Raw genomic sequence first — 20,929 nt, 5'->3', positions numbered from 1 at the left:
GCGACCCGGATTGAACGCGTTGTGATGGCGAACGCGGGTGAAGCGTCCTGAACCGGTGAATCGTGTCGACGTTCCGCGCCAAGGGGCGCTCGTGGTGGAAGCCCGCCGTCTGCCCATTGGGGCACCTCACTCCTGCAGGAAAACACGCTCGGACAGCCGCCCCTACGACGCCGCTCGCGTGATCGAGTCGAGGTGGCTGGCCACAGGACCGGCTAAGCGCCCAGCTGCGTGTTTCAACCGAGGTGGTCGTGACGGCATGCAGACATGCGTCGCAAACCCTTGCGCTCCGGTTAAGTACCCGGATTCGCCGGGGCTAACCATTGAATTCCGCGCCAGGTCACCGGTGGCGCTAAGCCATGGGGGGCAACGCAAGTCATCCTTCGCCGATTAGTCGGCGCGGACCGGTTTCAGCCGCGACAACCGGGCAATCCTGCGCTCGAGAAAGGACCGGATGATGGTCAATGCAGACAACGGACTCCAGGCCGAATCTGGTCCCGAGGCGTGGGGCGCCGAGGACGCGTTGCGCGCCGGCCGGCGGGCCGAGCAGGCGCGGCGGCTGGCCAGGGCGGCACAGCGATCCGCGGCGAGCAGCCTGGACGTTTCGGCGGACAGTCACGAGCGAACCGCGAAAGCGTATGACGAGGCGGCCCGGCGCGACGGTCGCCGCGCCGACGAGTGGCGGGGCCACGCGGTTCGGCACCGCGACTACGCGGCGGAGGATCGCCGGATGGCGCAGCGGCTGCGGCGCATGGCCGACAGCGACCCGTGCGGATTCGGCACCGGTGAAGGGGCACGGAGCGGCCGAAGAATTTACGGGCTCGACTAATTCGATACGCCCATCGAGCCGCGCTGGGGCCGCCCGCGGGCAAACAGCCTGACCAGAACCGCCGGGGGCGCCGGTGTGCCATGATGGCGGAGCTGTCAAGAGTCAGGGAGCAGCGGTGGATCTCAATTTTTCGATGGTCACGCGTCCGGTCGAACGGCTGGTCGCCACGGCACAGAACGGGTTAGAGGTCTTGCGGCTGGGGGGCTTGGAAACCGGCACGGTGCCGTCGCCATCCCAGATCGTCGAGAGCGTCCCGATGTACAAGCTGCGCCGGTATTTCCCCCCGGACAGCCGGCCCGGGCAGCCTCCGGTGGGCCCGCCCGTCCTGATGGTCCACCCGATGATGATGTCGGCGGACATGTGGGACGTCACGAGGGACGACGGCGCGGTGGGAATCCTGCACGCTGGGGGGCTGGATCCCTGGGTCATCGACTTCGGTTCGCCGGACAAGGTCGAGGGCGGCATGCGCCGCAATCTGGCCGACCACATCGTCGCGCTCAGCCAGGCCGTCGACACCGTGAAGGACGTCACGGGCAGCGATGTGCATCTGGTGGGCTATTCGCAGGGCGGGATGTGGTGCTATCAGGCTGCGGCGTACCGGCGTTCGAAGAACATCGCCAGCATCGTCGCGTTCGGGTCGCCGGTGGACACGCTGGCGGCCCTGCCCATGGGCATCCCGGCAAACTTCGCCGCGCCGGCCGCGAACTTCATGGCCGACCACGTCTTCAGCCGGATGGCCATCCCAAGTTGGATGGCGCGGGCCGGTTTTCAGATGATGGACCCGCTCAAGACGGCCAAGGCCCGGGTGGACTTCGTGCGCCAGCTGCACGACCGCGAGGCGCTGCTGCCGCGTGAACAACAGCGCCGGTTCCTCGAGCGCGAAGGCTGGATCGCGTGGTCGGGCCCGGCGATCTCCGAGCTGCTCAAGCAGTTCATCGCGCACAACCGCATGATGACCGGTGGCTTCGCGATCAACGGCCAGATGGTCACGCTCACCGACATCACCTGCCCGGTGCTGGCCTTCGTCGGCGAGGTGGACGACATCGGGCAGCCGGCCTCGGTGCGCGGCATCCGGCGGGCGGCGCCCAACGCCGAGGTCTACGAACGCCTAATCCGCACAGGGCATTTCGGTCTTGTGGTCGGATCCCGGGCGGCGCGCGAGAGCTGGCCCACCGTCGCCGAGTGGGTGCGCTGGCTGTCGACGGGCGGGGACAAGCCGAGCGGCATCGACCTGATGGCCGATCAGCCGATCGAGCACACCGACAGCGGTGTCGCGATGAGTTCGAGGATCACGCACGGCATCGGCGAGGTGTCCGAGGCGGCGATCGGGGCGGTGCGCGGAGCGGCCAGCACGGTCGTCGCGGCCAACAAGTCGATGCGCACACTGGCCGTCGAGACCATCCGCACGCTGCCCCGGCTGGTGCGGCTCGGGCAGATCAACGACCACACCCGGATCTCGCTGGGCCGCATCATCGAGGAGCAGGCGCGCGACGCCCCGCAGGGCGAGTTCCTGTTGTTCGACGGGCGCGTGCACACCTACGAGGCGGTCAACCGGCGCATTAACAACGTCGTCCGCGGCCTGATCGAGGTGGGGGTGCGCCAGGGCGACCGGGTCGGCGTGCTGATGGAGACCCGCCCCAGCGCCCTCGTTGCCATCGCCGCGCTGTCGCGGCTGGGCGCCGTCGCCGTGGTGATGCGACCCGACGCCGACCTGGCCGCGTCGGTGCGGCTCGGGGGAGTCAGCGAGATCCTCACCGACCCGACCAACCTCGACGCGGCGCGGGACCTGCCGGGTCAGATCCTGGTGCTCGGTGGCGGTGAGTCGCGCGATCTGCACCTGCCGCACGACAGCGACGTCATCGACATGGAACAGATCGACCCAGACGCGGTCACGCTGCCGGCGTGGTACCGGCCCAACCCGGGATTGGCGCGCGACCTGGCGTTCATCGCGTTCACCGCCGCGGGCGGCGAGCTGGTGGCCAAGCAGATCACCAACTACCGGTGGGCGCTGTCGGCGTTCGGGACCGCGTCGACGGCCGCCCTGGACCGCCGCGACACGGTGTACTGCCTCACGCCGCTGCACCACGAGTCGGCCCTGCTGGTCAGTCTCGGCGGCGCGGTCGTCGGCGGCACCCGCATCGCGCTGTCACGCGGTCTGGACCCGAAGCGCTTTGTCCAGGAGATCCGCCAGTACGGCGTGACGGTGGTGTCTTACACCTGGGCGATGCTGCGCGACGTCGTCGACGATCCCGCGTTCGTGCTGCACGGTAACCATCCGGTGCGGCTGTTCATCGGCTCGGGCATGCCGACCGGTTTGTGGCAGCGGGTGCTCGACGCGTTCACGCCCGCCAACGTCGTCGAATTCTTCGCCACCACCGACGGACAGGCGGTGCTGGCCAACGTGTCCGGCGCCAAGATCGGCAGCAAGGGCCGTCCGCTGCCCGGCGTGGGGCGCGTCGAGCTCGCGGCCTACGACGCGGAGCACGACCTGATCCTGGAGGACGACCGCGGCTTCGTGCAGCGCGCCGAGCCCCTGCAGGTGGGGGTGCTGCTCGCCCAGTCCCGCGGGCCGATCGATCCCAGCGCGTCGGTCAAGCGGGGGGTGTTCGCCCCCGCCGACACCTGGATCTCCACCGAGTACCTGTTCTACCGCGACGGCGACGGCGACTACTGGCTGGCGGGCCGGCGCGGCTCGGTCGTGCACACCGCGCGCGGCCTAGTGTTCGCCGAGCCGGTCACCGACGCGCTGAGCTGCATCAACGGCGTCGACCTCGCGGTGACCTACAACGTCCCGGTGGGCGACCGCCAGTTGGCGGTCGCGGCCGTGACGCTGTTGCCCGGGGCCGGCATCACCGCGGCGGACCTGACGGAGGCCGTCGGCGACCTGCCCATCGGGGTGGGGCCGGACATCGTGCAGGTGTGTCCCGAGCTGACGCTCAGCGCCACCTACCGTCCGACCGTCAGCGCGTTGCGCGCGGCCGGGATCCCGAAGGCGGGGCGCCAGGCGTGGTACTTCGACGCGACGAGCGAGCAGTTCCGCAAGCTGACGCCGGCCGCGCGGTCCGAACTGAGCGGTGGGCAGTGATGCTCGACGATGCCCTGCTCGCCATCCTGGTGTGTCCGGCCGACCGGGGCCCATTGGTGCTCGTCGGGGATGAGCTGCTCTACAACCCCCGGCTGCGGCGCGCATACCGCATCGAGGACGGCATTCCGGTGCTGCTGATCGACGAGGCGCGCGACGTCGACGACGACGAGCACGAACGGCTCATGGCACGAGCCCGTCCGGCAGATCACCGGTGAGGTAGCGCTGCAGGTTCGGCGCCACGGTCCGAGCGATCACATCGGCGGGCAGCGACTTAAACGGCTCCAATTCCAGGATGTAGCGCGCCATCACCACCCCCACCAACTGCGACGCGACCAACTGGACGCGGACGACGCCGCTGCCCGGCGGATCGTCGACGCGCGGACCCACCTCGACCGCGATCACGTCCTGGATGAAGGACCGAAACAGGTTGACCTCAGAACCGGCCAGGATCGAGCGCAGCGCGGCGATGAACGCGACACCGATCTCGGAGTCCCACAGCGGCAACAACATTGACGGCAAGGTGTGGCCGAGCTCCTCGACGGGCACCTCGCGCAATGCGCCGATGACCTCCATCGGGTCGATCGGGATGTGCACGGCGGCGGCGAACAGCTTTTCCTTGGTGCCGAAGTAGTGATGCACCAGCGCCGAATCGACGCCGGCCGCGGCGGCCACCGCGCGGATCGACGTGTTACGGATGCCGTTGCGAGCAAACAGCTCTCGGGCACTGTTCAGGATTCGCTCTCGGGTATCCGAGCTGCCCGCCGGTCGCCCGGGCCGCCTCCGGCCCGTGTTGATAGCCGTCATGCTAGGGCGTCCGCCGGCGCAGCGTCGCCGCGGCCAGGCACAGCGCCGCGAGCGCGAACCCCATGACGACGACGATGTCGCGTACCGCGATGTAGGTGAGTTCGCTGTGCGTGCCCACTTGCTGCAGGGCCTCCAGCGCGTAGCTCGCGGGCAGAACGTTGCTGATCCACTGCAGCCAGTGCGCCATCAGCGCCCGGGGCACGATGATGCCGGCCAGCAGCAACTGGGGGACCATCACCAGCGGGATGAATTGCACGGCCTGAAACTCGGTGCGCGCGAAGGCGCTACACAGCAGGCCCAGCCCGACGCCCAGTACGGCGTTGACGATGGCGATCACGAACACCCATACCGGGCTGCCCGCGGTGTCGAAGCCCAGCAGCCAGAACGACACGATGCAGGCCAGGATCGCTTGCGCCGCAGCGGCTATGGAGAATGCGGTGCCGTAGGCGATGAGCAGATCCAGCCGGCGCAGCGGCGTGGTCAGGATGCGCTCCAGCGTCCCGGAGGCCCGTTCGCGCTGCATGGTGATCGACGTGATGATGAACATCACGAAGAGTGGGAACAGCCCCAGCAGGATCAGGCAGGCGTTGTTGAACGGGGTCGGCGTGCCGGGTCGGTGTGGGGCGTTCTCGAACATGAAGTACATCAGCGTGATCACCAGGATCGGCACGAGCAGGATCAGCGCGACGCTGCGGTGGTCGGCGGCCAGCTGGCGCAGGATGCGCGTCGTGGTGGCCGCGTAGGCCTTCAGCCCTAACCGGCCTGGAGCTTCGTGCTGCGCTTGATGATGGACAGAAACGCGTCCTCCAGTGACGGACATCCGGTGTCCTCTCGTAGTCGGGTTGGGGTGGTGTGGGCGACGAGGTGGCCCTCGCGCATCAGCAACAGGTCGCCGCAGTGGTCGGCCTCGTCCATCACGTGGCTGGAGACCAGCAGGGTGGTGCCGCCACGGGCGAGCTCGGTGAACTGCTCCCACAGGTCGACCCGCAGCACAGGGTCCAGGCCCACGGTCGGCTCGTCGAGCACGAGCAGCTCGGGCCGGCAGACCAGCGCGCACGCCAACGACGCTCTGGTGCGCTGACCGCCGGACAGGTTGCCGCAGAAGGCGGTTCGATGGTCGGTCAATCCGACCCGCTCGATGGCCTCGTCGGCGGCGCGGTTGTCGAAGCCGTAGAGCGAGGCGAAGTAGCGGACGTTGTCCACGATCCGCAGGTCGTTGTAGATCGTCGGGTCCTGCGGCATGTATCCGACGCGGCGGCGCAGCGCCGGGCTTCCGGCCGGCCGGCCCAGCACGGTGACGGTGCCCGACTTCACGATCTGCGTCCCGACGATGCACCGCATCAGGGTGGTCTTGCCGCAGCCGGACGGGCCCAGCAGCCCGGTGATCGTGCCCTTGGCGATAGTTACCGAAAAGTCGTGCAGCGCAGGGCGTTTACCGCGGAGGACGCGCAGATTCTCGATGTTGACGGCGGGGGCGTGGCCCCGCGCCAATAATTCATCACTCGATGAACTCATCATATGATGAATACTCCACTCGCGACCGGGCGATGTCAAGGGCGGCTGCGCCGCGAACGTGAAATCCACGACGCGACACGCCGTCACGGCGTCGTGGATTTCACGCTGGGCGGCGCCCGTCCCCACTTCCTCCCGGCGCTTAACTTCGCGGGCCCTCGATGGGACGCTTTGAAGCTGGGATCGGTAGCGAAGAGAGGCACAAGAATTTCGCAAATGGCGGGCGCTAACGTCCCGCCGCGAGGCCATCGGAAAGCCGTGAAGGGAACCGCCATGGACAAGTTGCTGACGGATCACGGCGACCCGGAGAAACGCATCGCCGATCTCGAGCAACGGCTTGCCGAGCGGACGCGGGGCGCCGAACCGCCAGCGGCGCCCCCGCACGACGCGCTTCCGTCGCGCCGTTTTGTGGCAGCCGCCGCGCCGCCCAGCACCAAGCAGATGATGAAGTACACCTACCTGATCATGTTCGGCGGAATGGCGTCGCTCGGTCTGATCTATATGACGCTCTTCCTGGTTGGCGCCCTCGTGGGTGCGGAAAACGTGATGAAGGTCGGCGGCTTCCTGGTCTTCATCGCGTTCCTGGTGCTCGCCATGCCGGCTTTCGGGGTGTTCCAGCGGCGGATGAATCGCAAAAAGACGGTGTTCGTCGACGTCGGGAACGGCAGCCTGACCGTCAGCTCGCGGCCGGGCGAGGTCTTCTCCTTCGGTGATGCGCGGCTGGGCAACTGGACCCTCGCGGGGTATGGCGGCACCACGAAAGGCACGGCGCTGCACCTGCGTAGCGGTCGGCAGCGTTTCGTCCTCGGCGGGCAGGATCATCGCCTTGTCGCCGAAACACCGCTCGACGCACCACCGGTCGACAGCGTGGACGCGACGATGTGGGCATCGGAGTTTGATGAGCTTCTCGCCGCGCTCGGCCGCCCCCGTGTCCCCGGCGTACGCGGGCCGCTCCCGGGGCAACCGACTCGCTGCCTGCTCACTCCGAATCCGGCGCGGATGTTCTCGTCCTCGTTTTTTGGGATGTTCAAGAACACCGCAACGGCGATGCGGCTGAACTCCAACCCGCCGCGACCGAGCCTGGCCATTGACGTTGGCGACGAAGAGATCTCGCTGATCGACGTGAACAGCAACGCACGCCTCGCCGCGGGTTCGCTTGGGCAGGTCACCGCGACGCCCGCCGCAAGCACCCGCTCGGCACCTTACGTGGGTACCCTCACGACGGCCGTTCTCGTTGTGCGCGTGGCCGACTCGCAACCACTGACCATCGGGTGTCCCGATGTCGCGGGCCCGCCGCAGCCCAGCTGGAGTGGCACCCGCACGAAGTACGACTACCGGTTTGCGTGGCGCGGGGGTGTGCCTCCGGGGGATGAACCGGAGTTCGTGGTCTCGGACGCGGATTGGCTCGCCCTCGTCGAAAAATTCGGCCTGGTTTCGCAATTGGAGGACAGGGCCCGAGAAGCGAGCGCGGCCGCACCCGGCCCGGGCGGGGCGCCACTGGCCCGGCCCAGACGCAAGCTCTGGATCTACGGCGTCATCATCGCGGCGATCATGTTCGTCGTGGGCCCGGCGATGATGTTCGTCGCGAGCAGCATCTGGAACGACCATCAGAGCAAAGAAGATCAGCTCAAGGCGGACCGCGAGCGGCAGTACGCGCTGCCCTTTACCGGCCTGCGCAGTCCGCACGGTGTGGCCGTCGACGGCGCCGGCAACGTCTATGTCAGCGACACCCACCTCAATCGCGTGCTGAAGCTGGCGGCCGGGTCGAGCGCCCAGACGGTGCTGCCCTTCACCGGGCTCGATCTGTGTTCCAATACCATCGACGCTTCCCTCGGCGGGGTGGCGGTCGACTCCGCCGGCTCCGTGTACGTCAGCGACACCTGTCACAACCGGGTATTGAAACTGCCGGCCGGGTCGAGCACCCAAACGGAGCTGCCCCTCCGGCGCCTGCGTGATCCCCACGGTCTGGCGGTAGACGCCGCGGGCGCGGTGTACGTCGTCAACATCAGCGACAGTGAGGTGCTGAAGCTGGCGCCCGGGTCGAGCACGCCGACCGTGCTGCCGTCGAGCGGCAGAGGTGGGAGCCCCAATGGCGATGTGGCCGTGGACAAGGCCGGCAACGTCTACATCAGCGTCTCGCACAGCGTCGGACGCCATTCCGTCGAGCGCTACCTGGTGAAGCTGGCGCCTGGGTCCGACACCTGGACCCGAATGCCGCCGGCCCCCGACAACTCCTATAAGGGGCTGAGCACGGGCGAGCAGGACGCGACGATCGACAACGCCGGCAACGTCTACATCTTCACCGGGCTCGCCGGAGGCGTGATGAAGTTGGCGCCGGGGTCGAGCACCTGGACCGAGCTGCCCGGGTCGCCTCGCTTCGTCGACCCCCTGGGGTTGGCCGTGGACCCCGGCGGCAACTACGTGTACGTCACCGATCACACGGGTTCCCGGGCAACGGGCGGCGGCCTTCCCTGGGAGCACGATGACGCTCAGGGCCTCGTGCTCAAGCTGCCCGCGGGCTAGCCGAGTGCCGGCCTTCGCTGGCGGTGAACACCCTTATCTCACAACGCACTTCGTGATACACAGTCGACTATGACGAGCGTGACTGACATCGAGTACCAGGCCGACGGCAGAACGATGATCGGTCGGCTCGCCGTGCCAGACGGCGACGGCCCGTGTCCGGCGGTCCTGATCGCGCACGAGGGCCCGGGACTTGATGACCACCAACGCCGCCGCGCGGATCAACTCGCCGAGCTGGGCTATGTGGCGTTCGCGCTCGACTACCAGGGCGGTGGCGTGTCGATGACCGACCGAGAAGCGATGATGGCCCGTCTCGACGATCTCTGGCACGACCCGGAGCGCACCCGGGGGCTGGCCCGCGCGGGCCTGACCGTGCTACTCGACCAGGCTCGCACCGACCCCACCAAGGTCGCCGCAATCGGCTATTGCTTCGGCGGACACCTCGTCCTGGAACTTGCGCGCGCCGGCACCGACCTCGCTGTCGTGGTCGGCTTCCACCCCCGGTTGGCCACTCCGCGCCCGTCGGACGCCGCCAACATCACCGCCAAGGTGCTCGTGTGCATCGGCACCGAGGACCCATTGATCCCCGTCGGCGAGCGGCTCGTGTTCGAAGAGCAGATGCGCGCGGCCGGGGTCGACTGGCGCATGAACCTCTACGGCGGCGCGCAACACAGTTTCACCCACCCGGAGGTCGACCGCATCGAGGTCCCCGGTCTGCGTTTCGACGAACTCTCAGCGGAGCGATCGTGGCGGGCCATGCTCGACTTGTTCGACGAGGCGTTCCACGCCCGGCGCAGCCCGTAGGTTGGCCGCAGCCGATAAACTCACCACGCCGAGCCGCACATCGACTGGACCGCCCGACGGTTCCAAGGAAGGCAACATGTCATGGCTGAGGAGCTGACACCGCATTTCGAGGATGTGCAGGCGCACTACGACCTATCCGACGACTTCTTCCGCCTGTTTCTCGACCGCACCCAGATGTATACGTGCGCCTACTGGCTCGGCGGCGACGACATGACTCTGGAACAGGCGCAGATCGCCAAGATCGACCTGTCGCTGAGCAAGCTGGGCTTGCAGCCGGGCATGACGATGCTGGACCTGGGCTGCGGCTGGGGCGCCGCCATGATGCGCGCCATCGAGAAATACGACGTCAACGTCGTCGGCATCACGCTGTCCAAGAACCAGGTCGCCCACGTCGAGCAGTTGTTCGCCGAGTCGGACAGCCCGCGCTCCAAGCGGGTGCTGCTCGAGGGCTGGGAGCGGTTTCACGATCCGGTGGACCGGATCTTGGCGATCGGACCGTTCGAACACGTCGGCTACGACCGCTACGACGCTTTCTTCAAAAGAACTTACGAGCTGTTGCCGCGCGGCGGCACGATGCTGTTGCACACCATCACCGTCCTCTCGGAGAAGGAGATCATCGAGTCCGGCTTGCCGCTCACCCCGGCGATCGTCGAATTCAGCGACTTCATGAAGACCGAGATCTTCCCGGGCGGCTTCCTGCCGACCATCGACATGGTCAAGGAGTTCTCGGCGAAGGCCGGCTTCAAGCTGAAGCGCCGCCAATCCCTGCAGCGGCATTACGCAAAGACCCTGGACGTCTGGGCCGCGGGCCTGGAGGCGCACAAAGAAGAGGCCATCGCGATCCAGTCCGAAGAGGTCTACGAGATGTACATGAAGTACCTCACCGGCTGCGCGAACCTCTTCCGCAAGGGCTACACCGACCTCAACCAATTCACGCTACGCAAGTAGCGATCGGCTCATCGTTCGCCCGGGCGGCGTAGCGGCTGATGTCCGTGCACGCCTTCGGCGTAAGCGGTTTCGGCGTGCTGGGTGAGGTCGACACCGGTGGTCTCGTCGTCGGCGCTGAGCCGGAAGCCCATCACCCGATCGATCACCTTGGCGAGGACGAACGACGCCGTGAACGCGTAGAGCGCGACGACGGCGATCGCCAGCACCTGCTTGCCCAGCTGGGCGAAGCCGCCCCCGTAGAGGAGGCCCCGTGGGCCCGCCGTCATGACCGCCGTCGCGAGCAGCCCGATCAACGACACACCGACGACGCCGCCGACGAAGTGCACACCCACCACGTCGAGCGAATCGTCATAGTTGAAGCGGAATTTCGCCGCCACCGCGAACGAGCACACGATGCCCGCCGCCAGGCCGACGACCGCCGCGCCGAGCGTGTTGACGGTTCCGCACGACGGGGTGATGGCGACCAGGCCCGCCACCACACCGGATGCCGCCCCGAACGTCGTGGGCCTGCCGTCCCGGATGCGTTCCACCGTCAGCCACCCGAGCATGCCGAGGCACCCCGCGACGAGCGTGTTGAGGAAGATCGCCGCGGCGGTTCCATTGGCGGCCAACGCGGATCCGGCGTTGAACCCGAACCAGCCGAACCACAGCAGCCCGACACCGAGCAGGACGAACGGCAGGTTGTGCGGCCGCATGGCGTCCTTCTTGAAGCCGATGCGGGGCCCCAGCACCAGCGCCAGGGCCAGGGCGGAGGATCCGGACACGATCTCGACGACGAGGCCGCCCGCGTAGTCGAGCACCCCCAGCTTGGCCAGCCAGCCGCCGGGCCCCCACACCCAATGTGCGACAACCGAATACACGACGATCGTCCACACGGTGGCGAACGCCATCCAGGCCGCGAACCTCGCGCGGTCCGCGATCGCGCCGCTGACCAGGGCGGCCGTGATGATCGCGAACGCCAACTGGAACGTGGCGTACAACAGTTCGGGCACCGCGCCGTGGACGGTGTCGGGCCCGATGCCGAGCATCCCGAGATGTCCGAGGTTTCCGACGAGCCCGTACCCACCGTCTTGGGAGAACGCGATGGTGTAGCCGATCAACAGCCACGCCACCGTGACCAGCGGGATGGCGATGAAGCTCATCATGATCATGTTGAGCACCCCGGTGGTGCGGACCATGCCGCCGTAGAAGATCGCCAGGCCGGGGGTCATCAGCAGCACCAAGGCGGTGCTGGCCAGCAGCCACGCCGTGGCGGCGGGGTCGATGTGCATTCTCGGGCTCCTTCGACACAATTTCGGCCGGGATATTGCCACGTCGGCCTTGTCGGTAGGTTCGGTGGGTGGTTGCAGGGGAGCTGGTGGTGGATCCGGTCGCCGCCGCGCACCGGCTGCTCGGCGCCACCCTCAACGGGAGGGGCGTGCAGGCCGTCGTCGTCGAAGTCGAGGCCTACGGCGGGGTTCCCGACGGTCCTTGGCCCGACGCCGCGGCCCACTCGTACCGCGGCCGGTCCGGCCGCAATGCCGTGATGTTCGGCCCGCCCGGGCGGCTCTACACCTACCGCAGCCACGGGATCCACGTCTGCGCCAACGTCTCGTGCGGGCCCGACGGGACCGCGGCGGCCGTCCTGCTGCGCGCCGCGGCCGTCGAGGACGGCACCGACGTCGCGCGCGCCCGGCGCGGCGAGCTGGTCCGCACTGCCGCGCTGGCGCGTGGCCCGGGCAACCTGTGCTCGGCGTTGGGAATCACCATGGACGACAACGGGATTGACCTGTTCGATCCCGACGGCCCGGTGACCCTGGAGCTGAACGCCCCGCTGACCGCCACCTCGGGCCCCCGCGTCGGCGTCAGCCAGGCGGCCGACCGGCCGTGGCGACTGTGGCTCGCCGGCCGCCCGGAGGTGTCGGCCTATCGGCGCAGCCCGCGGGCACCCACCCCCGGGACGAGCGACTAGACGGCGGCAGGGGCCACCCGAAACGCCGGGTCCACGCGGCGCGCGATCAAGACGAACGTCACGGCCAGCAGCGGCGCGATGGCGCTGTAGACCGCGGCGGGCGTGGCCATCACGGCGCTGTTTAGCAGCTGCGGGCTCAGGGCGATGCCCATCGCCACGACGGCATTGTGCATCCCGACCTCCAGGCTGACCGCGACGGCCTGCCGCGGGGCGAGGCGCATCAGGCGTGGCGCCAGGTAGCCGACCATCAGGCTGACGGCGCAGAAAACCACGACGGCACCGGTCAGCAGGCCGATGTTGTGCCAGAGCGTCGTTCGTCCGCCGGCGATGGCCGCAACGATGGCCAGCACCAGCAGCGTGAGCGCCGCGATCCGGACCGGCTTCTGCATTCGCCGGGCCAGCTCGGGGAAGCGGTGGCGGATGGCAACCCCGATCGCGATCGGAACCAGCACCAGGCCGATCACCGCAAGGAACTTGTCCAGCTGCAGCGGCAGAAACCGCCCTTCACCGAGAAACCACGTCATCGCCACCGCCAGAATCGTGGGCAGGGCAACGATCGACAGCACCGCGTTGATTGCGGTCAGGGTGAGGTTTAGCGCGAGATCGCCGTTGAACAAGTGGCTCAGGATGTTCGACATCGTCCCGCCGGGGGTCGCCGACATCAGCATGAGCCCGACCGCCAGGTGCGGTTCGAGATGGAAGACCTCGGCAATCACCAGGCACAGCGTCGGCAGCAGCAGCGCCTGGCAGATGAGCGCCACCGCGAGCGGTTTGCGCAGGCCCGCGGCCCGCTTGAAGTCGTCGACGGTGAGGGTCAGCCCGAGCGCGAGCATGATGATCGCGACGACCAACGGCCAGTATCGGTTGTCCATGACGCTCCGCGTTGTTGGTGCGCGTACGGGGGAAGACGACGGCGCCACGATGCGCCACGTAGTTAGCTTGCCTTATATCACGGCGCGTGGGCGAATCGACGCCGTCACAGCGACTAAAGTCGTGCGCGATGAATTCCGGGATCATTGACGAGCTGCGGTGGCGCGGGCTGATCGCGCAGTCCACCGACCTCGACGCGCTGGCCGCCGAGGCGGCGCGCGGCCCGATGACCGTCTACGCCGGGTTCGACCCGACCGCGCCGAGCCTGCACGCCGGACACTTGGTGCCGCTGCTGGCGCTGCGCCGCTTCCAACGCGCCGGCCACCGGCCGATCGTGCTCGCCGGCGGCGCCACCGGAATGATCGGCGACCCCCGCGACGTCGGCGAGCGCAGCCTCAACGAGGCGGACACCGTCGCCGCGTGGACCGAGCGCATTCGCGGCCAGCTGGAGCGCTTCGTCGACTTCGACAACTCACCCACGGGAGCCGTCGTCGTCAACAACCTGGACTGGACGGGCCCGCTGTCGGCCATCGAGTTCCTGCGCGACATCGGCAAGCACTTCTCGGTGAACGTGATGCTGGACCGCGACACCATCCGGCGGCGCCTCGACGGCGATGGCATCTCCTACACGGAGTTCAGCTACATGCTCCTTCAGGCCAACGACTACGTCGAGCTGCACCAGCGCCTCGGCTGCACGCTGCAGATCGGCGGCTCGGATCAGTGGGGCAACATCATCGCCGGGGTGCGCCTCGTCCGCCAGAAGCTCGGCGCGACGGTGCACGCGTTGACGGTCCCGCTGGTGACCGCCGCCGACGGCACCAAGTTCGGCAAATCCACCGGCGGCGGCAGTCTGTGGCTGGACCCCGAGATGACCAGCCCGTACGCCTGGTACCAGTACTTCATCAACACCGCCGACGCCGACGTGATCCGCTACCTGCGCTGGTTCACCTTCCTGTCCGCCGACGAGCTGGCCGAGCTGGAGCGGGCCACCGCCGAGCGCCCGCAGCAGCGCGCCGCGCAGCGGCGGCTGGCCCGCGAGCTGACCGTGCTGGTGCACGGCGAGGCGGCCACCGAGGCCGTCGAGCACGCCAGCCGGGCGCTGTTCGGGCAGGGCGAACTGGACCGGTTGGACGAGGCGACGCTGGCCGCGGCGCTGCGCGAGACGTCGGTCGCCGAGCTCAAGCCCGGCAGCCCCGACGGGATCGTCGACCTGCTGGTGGCCAGCGGCCTGTCGGCCAGCAAGGGCGCCGCGCGCCGCACGATCGGCGAGGGCGGCGTCTCGGTCAACAACGTGCGCGTCGACAGCGAGGAGTGGGCGCCCCAGCCCTCGGACTTCCTGCACGGCCGTTGGCTGGTGCTGCGGCGCGGCAAGCGCAACGTCGCCGGCATCGAACGCGTCGCCTAGTCGTTACCGTGTCGTATCGCCGTCGTGACCTCGGCTGACCAGGGTGGTCACGGTGACTGGCGCGACTCGGATGCTGCGGGTGATGGTGGTGAGCGCGGGCCTGGCCGGCCTGACCGCCGTACTGGCCGCACCCGTGCACGCCGACTGGATGGGCAACGCGTTCCTGCGGGCACTCACGAACGCCGGCGTCCCCGTGTCGCAGCCCGACAGCGCGACGGCGCTGGGGAGGTCGGTGTGCCCGATGCTCGTGGAACCCGGCGGGTCGTTCGACTCGGTGATCAGCACGGTCGCCGACGGCCACGGAATGTCGCACGACGCGGCGGGCGTGTTCACCATCGTCGCGATCGCGACCTACTGCCCGGCGGTGCTGGCGCCGCTGCTGACCGACCGACCGCCCGCGTAGTCGGCCTCGCGCCGCTCGCCGTGTGCATTGACGGCTTTCGGGGTGTACACCGTCACGATCAAAGCCGTCGCCGCACACTCAACAAAGGCGCCGCCGCTGCGCCCGTATCCTTTGCAGAGTGGTCGACGACAGGCAGGGGCACAGCGGTAGGCGGGGACCGCGCCAGGCATCCGGCTCCTGGTCGGGTCCCGGCCGCGCCCGGCCGGCGCAGCCGCGCACCGCTGACAAGGACCATCGCGCGCCGAACGACGGGCCCCCGATACCGCCCGGCGTGGAAGCCAAACAGCTGGCGCCCGAAATCCGCCGCGAGCTGAGCACGCTGGACCGTGCGACGGCTGACGCGGTGGCGCGGCACCTCGTCGCCGCCGGCGAGCTGATCGACGAGGATCCCGAGGCTGCGCTGAAACACGCCCGCGCGGCGCGGGCCCGGTCCAGCCGGATCGCCGCGGTCCGCGAGGCTGTCGGAATCGCCGCCTATCACTGCGGCGACTGGGCCCAGGCGCTCGCCGAACTGCGCGCCGCCCGCAGGATGGGCAGCAAGTCGGCGCTGCTCGCGCTGATCGCCGATTGCGAACGCGGCCTTGGCCGTCCGGAGCGGGCGATCGAATTGGCGCGCGGCGAGGAGGCGGCTCAGCTGGCCGGCGACGACGCCGACGAGTTGCGCATCGTCGCCGCGGGCGCCCGCGCGGATCTCGGGCAGCTCGAACAGGCGCTCACCGTCCTGTCCACCCCGCAGCTCGACACGAGCCGCAGCGGCTCGACGGCGGCCCGGCTGTTCTACGCCTACGCCGACACGCTGCTGGCGCTCGGCCGCAATGACGAGGCGCTGGAATGGTTCCTGCGCTCGGCGGCCGCCGATATCGACGGCGTCACCGACGCCGAAGAACGTGTCGGCGAGCTCGCCTGAGATGAAAACCATTGCGCAGCAATACGATTGCCTGCTCGTCGACCTGGACGGCACCGTCTTCCGCGGCGCCCAGCCCACCGAGGGCGCCGTGCGGTCGCTCGATGAGGTCGAAAGCCGCAAGCTCTTTGTGACCAACAACGCCTCGCGCAGCGCCGACGAGGTGGCGCTGCACCTGCGCGAGCTCGGCTTCACCGCGACCGCGACCGACGTCGTCACCAGCGCCCAGAGCGCGGCCCGGCTGCTGGCCGACGAGCTACCGCCGGAATCGCGCGTGTTGATCGTCGGCACCGACGCGCTGGCCAACGAGATCGCCGCCGTCGGGCTGCGCCCGGTGCGCCGCTACGACGACGACCCCGTCGCCGTCGTGCAGGGCCTGTCCACCGCCATCGGCTGGCCGGACCTCGCCGAGGCCGCGCTGGCCATCCGGGCGGGCGCGCTGTGGGTGGCCGCCAACGTCGACCCGACCCTGCCGACCGAGCGCGGCCTGCTGCCCGGAAACGGATCGTTCGTGGCCGCGTTGCGGGCCGCCACCGGCGCCGAACCGCGGGTCGCGGGCAAGCCAGCGCCGCGGCTGCTGCAGGACGCGGTCGCCCGCGGCGACTTCCGCGCGCCCCTGGTGGTCGGCGACCGGCTGGACACCGACATCGAGGGCGCCACTGCCGCCGACCTGCCCAGCCTGATGGTGCTCACCGGGGTCAGCACCGCCCGCGACGCGGTGTTCGCCGACCCTGTGCGCCGGCCCACCTACATCGCCCACGACCTGCGTTCGCTGCACTCCGAGGGCGAGCGGCTCGCGGTGAAGCCGCAGCCCGGCTGGCACGTCGAGGTCGGCAACCAGGCGGTGACGGTCAGCGCCAACGGCGCCGACGAGGGCGACGGGCTCTCGGTCGTCCGGGCCGTCGCACACGCGGTGTGGCGCGCCGCGGCGGCCGGGCCGGTGCGCATCGAGGCGGCCGACGCGCGCGCCCGGGACGCGCTGCAGCGCTGGTCTCTGGACTAGCGTGGTTACCCGATGAATATCGATCCCGATCAGCTTCGCGCTGAAATAGATGCCCTGGTCGCCCAGCTATCGGATATCGGGGATCCGGAAAACCCCGAACACGAGCCGTCCCTCGCCGAGCTCGAAGAGATAGCGCGCCGCCTCTCCGAGGCGCACGACGTGCTGCTGGCCGCGCTGGAGTCGGCGGAGAAGGGCTGAGTACCGCCGTGGCACGACGTGCCCGCGTCGACGCCGAGCTCGTCCGCCGCGGGCTCGCCCGATCCCGCCAGCAGGCCGCGGAGTTGATCGGCGCCGGCAAGGTGAGCATCGACGGCATGCCGGCCCGCAAGCCTGGCACCGCCGTCGACGTCACCGCCGCCCTGACCGTCACCGACGAGGACGAGCGCGGCTGGGTGTCGCGCGGGGCGCACAAGCTCATCGGCGCGCTGGACGCCTTCGGCATTCCGGTCGCGGGCCGCCGCTGCCTGGACGCGGGCGCGTCGACGGGCGGGTTCACCGAGGTGCTGCTGGACCGCGGGGCGGCCGAGGTGGTGGCGGCCGACGTCGGCTACGGCCAGCTGGCCTGGTCGCTGCGGTCCGACCCCCGGGTGATCGTCGTCGAACGCACCAACGCCCGCGCACTGACGCCGGAGGCCATCGGTGGCCCCGTCGACCTGGTGGTGGCCGACCTGTCCTTCATCTCGCTGGCCACCGTGTTGCCCGCGCTGATTGGATGCGCTTGGCCCAGCGCGGATATCGTTCCCATGGTGAAGCCGCAGTTTGAGGTGGGCAAGGGCCAGGTCGGCGCCGGCGGGGTCGTCCAGGATCCCGGCCTGCGCGCCGACGCGGTACTGCGGGTCGCGCGGCGCGCGGGGGAGCTGGGCTGGCAGGCCGTCGACGTCACCGCCAGCCCGCTGCCTGGCCCGTCGGGCAATGTCGAATACTTCTTGTGGCTGCGCGCCGAGACCGATCGGGGGCTATCTGCTGATGGGCTGGTGGACGCGGTGCGGCGCGCGGTGGAAGAGGGCCCGCAATGACTTTTGAGCGCACCGTGCTGCTGGTGGTGCACACCGGCCGCGAGGAGGCGACCGAGACCGCGCGCCGGGTTCAGAAAGTGTTGGGCGACAACGGGATTGGGCTGCGGTTGCTGTCCGCCGAGGCGGTCGACCGCGGACCGCTGAACCTGGCCCCCGACGACATGCGGGCCATGGGCGTCGAAATCGAGGTGGTCGATGCCGAGCCGTCGGCGGCCGAGGGCTGCGAACTGGTGCTGGTGCTCGGCGGCGACGGCACCTTCCTGCGCGCGGCCGAATTGGCCCGCAACGCCGGGATTCCGGTGCTCGGCGTCAACCTGGGCCGGATCGGCTTCCTCGCCGAGGCCGAAGCCGAGGCGATCGACCGGGTGCTCGATCACGTGGTGGCCCGCGACTACCGGGTGGAGAACCGCCTCACGCTGGACGTCGCGGTGCTGCACAAGGGCCACGTCGAACACGGCTGGGCCCTCAACGAGGTCAGCCTGGAAAAGGGTCCCAGGCTGGGCGTGCTCGGCGTGGTCGTCGAGGTCGACGGCCGCCCGGTGTCCGCGTTCGGCTGCGACGGGGTGCTGGTGTCGACGCCGACCGGCTCCACCGCTTATGCGTTCTCGGCCGGCGGCCCGGTGCTGTGGCCCGACCTGGAGGCAATCCTGGTGGTGCCCAACAACGCTCACGCGCTGTTCGGCCGGCCCATGGTCACCAGCCCCGAGGCCACCATCGCGATCGAGACCGAGGCGGACGGGCACGACGCCCTGGTGTTCTGCGACGGCCGCCGCGAAATGAGGATCCCGGCCGGCAGCCGGATCGAGGTGACCCGCTGCGATACCCCGGTCAAGTGGGCGCGGCTGGACAGCGCGCCGTTCACCGACCGCTTGGTGCGCAAGTTCCGGTTGCCGGTGACCGGTTGGCGCGGAAAGTAATGGCCGGGTGCTTACCGAGATACGCATCGAGTCGCTGGGTGCCATCAGCGCAGCGGTCGGGGAGTTCGGCCGCGGCCTGACGGTGCTGACAGGCGAGACCGGCACCGGCAAGACGATGGTGGTGACCGGGCTGCACCTGCTCGGCGGGGGCCGCGCCGACCCGAACCGGGTCCGCTCGGGAGCCGACCGTGCCGTCGTCGAAGGCCGTTTCACCACAACCGATCTCGACGACGAGACGGCGGCGCAGCTGGACGCGATCCTGGACGACCTCGGCGCCGAGCGCGACGAGGACGGCAGCGTGATCGCGCTGCGCTCGGTCAGCCGCGACGGGCCGTCGCGCGCCTCCCTGGGCGGGCGCAGCGTGCCCGCCAAGTCGCTGGGCGACTTCACCACCGAACTGCTCACCCTGCACGGGCAGAACGACCAGCTGCGCCTGATGCGGCCCGAGGAGCAACGCGGCGCGCTGGACCGCTTTGCCGAGGCCGGCCCGGCCCTGGAGCGCTACCGAAAGCTGCGTGACGCCTGGCTGACCGCGCGGCGCGACCTGATCGACCGCCGCGAGCGGGCCCGCGAGCTCGCCCAGGAGGCCGACCGGTTGCAGTTCGCGCTGAACGAGATCGACACCGTCGACCCGCAACCCGGCGAAGACGACGCGCTCGTCGCCGACATCGTGCGCCTGTCCGAACTGGACATGCTGCGCGAGGCCGCCGCCACCGCGCGCGCCGCGTTGTCGGCCGACGACGGGGACGGCCTTGGCCACGGCGCGATCGACAGCCTCGGAAAGGCAAGGGCCGCACTCGAATCGACCGACGACGCGACGCTGCGGGCGTTGGCCGGCCAGATCGCCGAGGCGCTGACGGTAGTCGACGACGCGGCCCACGAACTCGGCGGCTTCCTCGACGAGCTCCCCGTCGACGCGAGCGCGCTGGAATCCAAGCTGGCCCGCCAGGCCCAGCTGCGCACGCTGACCCGCAAATACGCCGCCGACATCGACGGGGTGCTGCGATGGGCGGCCGAATCGCGCGAGCGGCTGGCGCAACTCGACGTGTCCGAAGAGGCGATCACCGCGCTGGAACGCCGCGTTGCCGAGCTGGCGCGCGAATTGGGCCACGCCGCAGTCGAACTCGGCAAGGTTCGGCGCAAGGCCGCCAAACGGCTGGCCAAGGCGGTGACCGCGGAGCTGTCCGGGCTGGCGATGGCCGACGCCGAGTTCACCATCGACGTGGCCACCGATGTGGCGACCGACCCGGACGATCCCGCCACCCTGACGCTGCCCTCGGGCGAGACGGTTCGCGCCGGCGGCGACGGCATCGACCAGGTCGAGTTCGGCTTCGCGGCTCATCGCGGCATGACCGTGCTGCCGCTGGCCAAGAGCGCCTCCGGCGGCGAGCTGTCCCGGGTGATGCTGGCCCTCGAGGTCGTCCTTGCCGCCTCCGCGGCCGGCACCACGATGGTGTTCGACGAGGTGGACGCCGGCGTCGGCGGCCGCGCCGCGGTGCAGATCGGGCGGCGGCTGGCACGGCTGGCCCGCACCCATCAGGTCATCGTGGTCACCCACCTGCCGCAGGTCGCCGCGTACGCCGACGTGCACCTGGTGGTTCACAGCGCCGGACCCAAGGGCACCAGCATGGTCCGCCGGGCGAGCGGCGACGACCGGGTCGCCGAGCTGGCGCGGATGCTCGCGGGTCTGGGCGATTCCGACAGCGCCCGCGCGCACGCCCGCGAACTCCTCGAGACCGCCCAGGGCGAGCAGGACTAGGGGCGGCCTCCCTGCGAGCGTCCGCGTTTGTACGCCGACACGCCGCAAAGTCCGTACATCTGCGGCCGTTCGCGCGCCAAAGCTAGCCGCCGTTGCCGCCCGTGCCGCCGACGGCGTGGCCGCCGAAGTCACCGCCGACGTCGGCTCCGCCGCCGCCACCTCCACTGCCACCCGCGGTTCCGCCGATGCCGCCGCCGCCCGC

The 20,929-nt window shown here is 69.7% G+C and carries 20 protein-coding genes; 15 read left to right on the top strand and 5 right to left on the bottom strand.

The window, feature by feature from the left end; translation table 11 throughout:
• Nucleotides 1-454 precede the first annotated feature (454 nt).
• The 3 genes from N415_RS19630 to N415_RS19620 all read left to right on the top strand — a co-directional run bounded on the left by N415_RS19630 (nucleotide 455) and on the right by N415_RS19620 (nucleotide 4,126).
• Nucleotides 455-826, top strand: coding sequence for a hypothetical protein (locus N415_RS19630; RefSeq protein WP_152531482.1), 372 nt, complete (start codon nucleotides 455-457; stop codon nucleotides 824-826).
• A gap of 115 nt (nucleotides 827-941) precedes the next feature.
• Entirely contained in the window at nucleotides 942-3,911 is a 2,970-nt protein-coding gene (locus N415_RS19625; RefSeq protein ID WP_068185641.1) for an acyl-CoA synthetase, read from the top strand.
• Nucleotides 3,911-4,126 (top strand): Trm112 family protein, encoded by a 216-nt coding sequence (locus N415_RS19620; RefSeq protein WP_068185639.1) that lies wholly within the window; start codon nucleotides 3,911-3,913, stop codon nucleotides 4,124-4,126. Before N415_RS19625 ends, N415_RS19620 begins: the two co-directional genes overlap by 1 nt.
• Here N415_RS19620 and N415_RS19615 read toward each other — a convergent pair.
• From N415_RS19615 to N415_RS19605, 3 genes are read right to left on the bottom strand one after another with little or no spacing between them, the layout of a single operon-like run.
• On the bottom strand, nucleotides 4,092-4,715 hold the full coding sequence (locus tag N415_RS19615) for a TetR family transcriptional regulator (RefSeq protein ID WP_068185636.1): 624 nt from the start codon (nucleotides 4,713-4,715) through the stop codon (nucleotides 4,092-4,094). The two genes, N415_RS19620 and N415_RS19615, sit on opposite strands and share 35 nt — an antisense overlap.
• A 1-nt stretch (nucleotide 4,716) precedes the next feature.
• Nucleotides 4,717-5,535, bottom strand: a complete 819-nt coding sequence (locus N415_RS19610) for an ABC transporter permease (protein WP_152531481.1) — start codon at nucleotides 5,533-5,535, stop codon at nucleotides 4,717-4,719.
• Nucleotides 5,469-6,233 (bottom strand): ABC transporter ATP-binding protein, encoded by a 765-nt coding sequence (locus N415_RS19605; RefSeq protein ID WP_068185676.1) that lies wholly within the window; start codon nucleotides 6,231-6,233, stop codon nucleotides 5,469-5,471. Before N415_RS19605 ends, N415_RS19610 begins: the two co-directional genes overlap by 67 nt.
• 267 nt (nucleotides 6,234-6,500) lie before the next feature.
• On the opposite strand from N415_RS19605, the gene N415_RS19600 reads away from it, so the two are divergent.
• The 3 genes from N415_RS19600 (at nucleotide 6,501) to N415_RS19590 (ending at nucleotide 10,499) form a co-directional block, all read left to right on the top strand.
• The gene (locus N415_RS19600; protein ID WP_068185634.1) at nucleotides 6,501-8,750 is read left to right on the top strand and encodes a hypothetical protein; all 2,250 of its coding nucleotides are present in this window, start codon (nucleotides 6,501-6,503) and stop codon (nucleotides 8,748-8,750) included.
• A 78-nt stretch (nucleotides 8,751-8,828) separates the two neighbouring features.
• Nucleotides 8,829-9,551, top strand: coding sequence for a dienelactone hydrolase family protein (locus N415_RS19595; RefSeq protein WP_204366831.1), 723 nt, complete (start codon nucleotides 8,829-8,831; stop codon nucleotides 9,549-9,551).
• Nucleotides 9,552-9,632: 81 nt separating this feature from the next.
• Nucleotides 9,633-10,499, top strand: a complete 867-nt coding sequence (locus tag N415_RS19590) for a cyclopropane mycolic acid synthase family methyltransferase (protein WP_068185628.1) — start codon at nucleotides 9,633-9,635, stop codon at nucleotides 10,497-10,499.
• An 8-nt stretch (nucleotides 10,500-10,507) separates the two neighbouring features.
• Here the strand turns inward: N415_RS19590 and N415_RS19585 are convergent, their stop codons facing one another.
• Nucleotides 10,508-11,770 (bottom strand): ammonium transporter, encoded by a 1,263-nt coding sequence (locus N415_RS19585; RefSeq protein WP_068185626.1) that lies wholly within the window; start codon nucleotides 11,768-11,770, stop codon nucleotides 10,508-10,510.
• Between the two features lie 68 nt (nucleotides 11,771-11,838).
• On the opposite strand from N415_RS19585, the gene N415_RS19580 reads away from it, so the two are divergent.
• The gene (locus N415_RS19580) at nucleotides 11,839-12,450 is read left to right on the top strand and encodes a DNA-3-methyladenine glycosylase (RefSeq protein WP_068185622.1); all 612 of its coding nucleotides are present in this window, start codon (nucleotides 11,839-11,841) and stop codon (nucleotides 12,448-12,450) included.
• On the opposite strand, the gene N415_RS19575 is transcribed toward N415_RS19580, so the two are convergent.
• Nucleotides 12,447-13,370: a bile acid:sodium symporter family protein gene (locus N415_RS19575; protein WP_255342535.1), complete on the bottom strand. Its 924-nt coding sequence runs from the start codon at nucleotides 13,368-13,370 to the stop codon at nucleotides 12,447-12,449. The genes N415_RS19580 and N415_RS19575 overlap by 4 nt on opposite strands.
• 80 nt (nucleotides 13,371-13,450) lie before the next feature.
• On the opposite strand from N415_RS19575, the gene tyrS reads away from it, so the two are divergent.
• The 8 genes from tyrS to recN all read left to right on the top strand — a co-directional run bounded on the left by tyrS (nucleotide 13,451) and on the right by recN (nucleotide 20,727).
• Nucleotides 13,451-14,725, top strand: coding sequence for a tyrosine--tRNA ligase (gene tyrS, locus N415_RS19570; protein ID WP_068185615.1), 1,275 nt, complete (start codon nucleotides 13,451-13,453; stop codon nucleotides 14,723-14,725).
• 70 nt (nucleotides 14,726-14,795) lie between these two features.
• Nucleotides 14,796-15,128 carry a DUF732 domain-containing protein gene (locus N415_RS19565; RefSeq protein ID WP_068185670.1) on the top strand — a complete coding sequence of 111 codons (333 nt, stop codon included), beginning with the start codon at nucleotides 14,796-14,798 and terminating at the stop codon, nucleotides 15,126-15,128.
• A 118-nt stretch (nucleotides 15,129-15,246) separates the two neighbouring features.
• Entirely contained in the window at nucleotides 15,247-16,035 is a 789-nt protein-coding gene (locus N415_RS19560) for a tetratricopeptide repeat protein (RefSeq protein WP_152531479.1), read from the top strand.
• A gap of 1 nt (nucleotide 16,036) precedes the next feature.
• Nucleotides 16,037-17,035 carry an HAD-IIA family hydrolase gene (locus tag N415_RS19555; RefSeq protein WP_068185612.1) on the top strand — a complete coding sequence of 333 codons (999 nt, stop codon included), beginning with the start codon at nucleotides 16,037-16,039 and terminating at the stop codon, nucleotides 17,033-17,035.
• 12 nt (nucleotides 17,036-17,047) lie between these two features.
• A complete protein-coding gene (locus N415_RS19550) occupies nucleotides 17,048-17,233 on the top strand; it encodes a hypothetical protein (RefSeq protein WP_068108770.1) in 186 nt (61 codons plus the stop codon).
• 8 nt (nucleotides 17,234-17,241) lie between these two features.
• A complete protein-coding gene (locus N415_RS19545) occupies nucleotides 17,242-18,051 on the top strand; it encodes a TlyA family RNA methyltransferase (RefSeq protein WP_068185611.1) in 810 nt (269 codons plus the stop codon).
• Entirely contained in the window at nucleotides 18,048-18,968 is a 921-nt protein-coding gene (locus N415_RS19540) for an NAD kinase (protein WP_068185609.1), read from the top strand. The genes N415_RS19545 and N415_RS19540 overlap by 4 nt, the downstream gene beginning before the upstream one ends.
• Before the next feature lie 7 nt (nucleotides 18,969-18,975).
• Nucleotides 18,976-20,727, top strand: a complete 1,752-nt coding sequence (recN, locus tag N415_RS19535) for a DNA repair protein RecN (RefSeq protein WP_068185606.1) — start codon at nucleotides 18,976-18,978, stop codon at nucleotides 20,725-20,727.
• Nucleotides 20,728-20,929: the final 202 nt, after the last annotated feature.

It is taken from the genome of Mycobacterium sp. UM_CSW (assembly GCF_000455205.1).
GTDB lineage: Bacteria > Actinomycetota > Actinomycetes > Mycobacteriales > Mycobacteriaceae > Mycobacterium.
The sequence above is the reverse complement of the archived record's forward strand: the minus strand, read 5'-3'. Positions and strand labels throughout refer to the sequence as shown.